3 protein-coding genes are annotated in these 2,725 nt (G+C 60.7%); 2 read left to right on the top strand and 1 reads right to left on the bottom strand.

Annotated elements, in window-relative coordinates:
* Positions 1-311 precede the first annotated feature (311 nt).
* Together IE083_RS15470 and IE083_RS15465 are read left to right on the top strand one after the other, a co-directional pair.
* A complete protein-coding gene (locus IE083_RS15470) occupies positions 312-563 on the top strand; it encodes a helix-turn-helix domain-containing protein (RefSeq protein WP_189354929.1) in 252 nt (83 codons plus the stop codon).
* On the top strand, positions 526-1,908 hold the full coding sequence (locus IE083_RS15465; RefSeq protein ID WP_373295196.1) for a type II toxin-antitoxin system HipA family toxin: 1,383 nt from the start codon (positions 526-528) through the stop codon (positions 1,906-1,908). Before IE083_RS15470 ends, IE083_RS15465 begins: the two co-directional genes overlap by 38 nt.
* 147 nt (positions 1,909-2,055) lie before the next feature.
* Here IE083_RS15465 and IE083_RS15460 read toward each other — a convergent pair.
* On the bottom strand, positions 2,056-2,725 hold a 670-nt coding region (locus tag IE083_RS15460), incomplete at its 5' end, for an IolE/MocC family protein (RefSeq protein WP_229799797.1).

The following is a 2,725-nucleotide window of genomic DNA, read 5'->3' as shown; positions in this document are numbered from 1 at the left end:
GTCACTGAATTGATTTACCTATTGACTGTTGCACTTACTTTTTGAACTCGCGCTCTCTTTTAAATACAGCAACTTAGTCGAGAATTGGTCGCAGACGCCGGTAATGGCATCAAGGAGGCCCTCGCCAAAAACTGTCACCAGATTTTTTGCGTTTTTGCAGGTATTCCCAATGGGATTTGACCTTAACCCATCCCAAGCTACCCACAATCGCCACACCTTATATGTTGTAAACAATAAATACAACTTGGGTGTTGTATTTATTGTTTACAGCTCCTAACATGTAAGACAAATCGAATGCGGAGCCTGGCACCATGTACTACCCCATCATCACACCGGAACAATTGCCAGCCATGTTGCGCAGCCTGCGCCAGCGCGCCGGACTGACCCAGACTCAGCTGGCCGAGCGGCTTGGCATCAGCCAGCAAAGTTATGCCCGACTAGAAGCCAGGCCCGCTGCGGCCAGTGTTGAGCGGCTGAGCAAGCTGTTGCGGGCGCTAGATGCCGAACTGGTGATCCACACCCGCGATGACAAACCGCCGGCAGTCAGCGACGAGGCTTGGTGAGATGGGCCGTAAAAGTCACCGGCAACAGCTGAATGTGTGGATGAACGGCCTGCTCGTCGGCGAGTGGGCACTCACCCGCAGCGGCGAAACCTTCAGCTACCACGACAGCTGGCCCAGTCACCCGCAGGCGCGGCCACTGTCACTGTCGCTACCGTTTTTACCCGGCAATGCCGCTTATCGTGGCGCAGTGGTCAGTGCCTACTTCGATAACCTGCTCCCCGATAGCGACGCCATCCGCCGCCGTCTGGCACAGCACCACCGACTGAGCGATAGCGCGCCGTTCACTCTCCTGGCCGCGCTGGGACGCGACTGTGTGGGCGCGCTGCAACTACTGCCAGAGGGCGAAACACCGCAACACCTGCAGCGCATCACCGGCGAGACACTGGACGAAGCTGCCATCGCTAAACTGCTGCGTCAAACTGTACGCCCAGGCTTGCCCAGCCAGATGGATATCGATACCGACTTGCGCCTGTCCATCGCCGGGGCGCAAGAAAAAACCGCCCTGCTCTACCATGATGGTCGCTGGGAACGCCCACTGGGCAGCACGCCCACCACCCATATTTTCAAACTGCCACTGGGGCTGGTAGGAGGCATGGAGGCTGACATGCGCAGCTCGGTCGAAAACGAATGGCTGTGTGCACGGCTGGTGGCCGCATTCGGCTTGTCGGTGGCCCGTTGCGACATCGCCCGCTTTGAACAGCAGAAAGTGCTGGTCGTCGAACGCTTTGATCGCCGGCTATCCGCTGACGGCAGCTGGCTGATGCGCCTGCCGCAAGAAGACCTCTGCCAAGCCACGGGCACACCACCCCACCTCAAGTACCAGAGCGACGGCGGCCCCGGCATCGCACGCATCCTCGACATTCTAGCCGGGTCGGAGAGCAGCGAGGCCGACCGCCGCCAGTTCTTCAAGGCTCAGGTCGTGTTCTGGTTGCTGGCCGCCACCGACGGCCACGCCAAGAACTTCAGCCTGTTCCATCTGCCGGGTGGCCGTTACCGTGCCACACCGCTATACGACATCCTGTCCGCCCACCCCATCATCGGCCATGGCACCGGCAAACTCGCGCCGCAAAAAGCCAAGCTCGCGATGGCCGTACGCGGGCAAAGCAACCACTACTTGATTGATCGCATCCAGCCACGCCACTGGCTGGCGCAAGCGCGCAGCAGCGGTTTGACCGAAGCATGGGCCAATGACCTGCTGAACGAATTGGCCGACACCACAGACAAGGTCTTGCAGGAGGTACAGGCAGGTCTGCCGTCAGATTTTCCAGCCGATGTGGCTGAGGCCATCTTTCATGGCATACGACGACAGCGCGACAAGCTGGCTGAGTCGACCCCAGTTTTGTAGGTTCGCTTATGACTGCGTTCAGATCAGAAAACAGCATTTCTTTGTACGTAGAGTAATGGTACGGTTTCTATGACTGCGCCAAGCTGCCCCCTTGGCCAGAGGGCGACAAATCATTGAGCTGCGGCAGGCCGATGACACCCTGCCCTGCTACGCCCCGGCCTCCCGCCACAACTGTTCGACGATAGTTTTTAGCTGCAGCGACTCCTGCCAGCGATCGGTGATGTCCAGCCCGTCGGCGCCAGTGATGGCATACGGCGCCGGCCCCAGCTCGCAGGTGAACGACAGCGTGTCGCCCGCCGCCGCGCGCGCTCGCCAGCTGTGCATGCCGTAGCGCCACCAGTGCTGGAACTGCTGCAGCCAAGGCTGGTGCTGGGCAAAGCGCAGCGGCACCTGCACCTGGTGGCCGTTGGACACCCGGCCGTGAAAGCCCCAGCTGTGACCCAGAATGGTGTGCATTTGCTGCTGATCCGCCGCTGCCGGCGGCAGTGGCAGCTCGCGCGCCACCACGTAGTGCGACAGGTCGGCCAGCAGCTTGAGGTCGGGCAGCTGTTCCAGCACATCCAGCGTGAACAGCAGGTCGTTGGTCAGCCGGTAGCGGTGGGTTTCCAGCAGCACCGGGAAAGCCACCTGCTCCGCCAGCCGCTGCCAGCCTTCCAGCACCCGGATCGCCTCGCGCAGCGTGCGCGGGCGCAGGTCGGCCTGGATGGTGATGTGGTGGCAGCCGAACTCGCTGCCTAGTGTAGTGTTCCGTTCTGTTTGGAGCTTAAGCGGCGATTCGCGCGCATGACCTTCTGCAGAATGTCGCGAGCGCTCTTGG

Source organism: Vogesella fluminis, assembly GCF_014652335.1.
Classification (GTDB): Bacteria; Pseudomonadota; Gammaproteobacteria; order Burkholderiales; family Chromobacteriaceae; genus Vogesella; species Vogesella fluminis.
This window is presented reverse-complemented; position numbering and strand designations above follow the sequence as displayed.

Excerpts from the sequence above, each read along its gene's own strand:
- IE083_RS15470 (WP_189354929.1), top strand. The coding sequence starts at position 312 with ATGTACTACCCCATCATCACACCGGAACAATTGCCAGCCATGTTGCGC.
- IE083_RS15465 (WP_373295196.1), top strand. The coding sequence starts at position 526 with ATGACAAACCGCCGGCAGTCAGCGACGAGGCTTGGTGAGATGGGCCGT.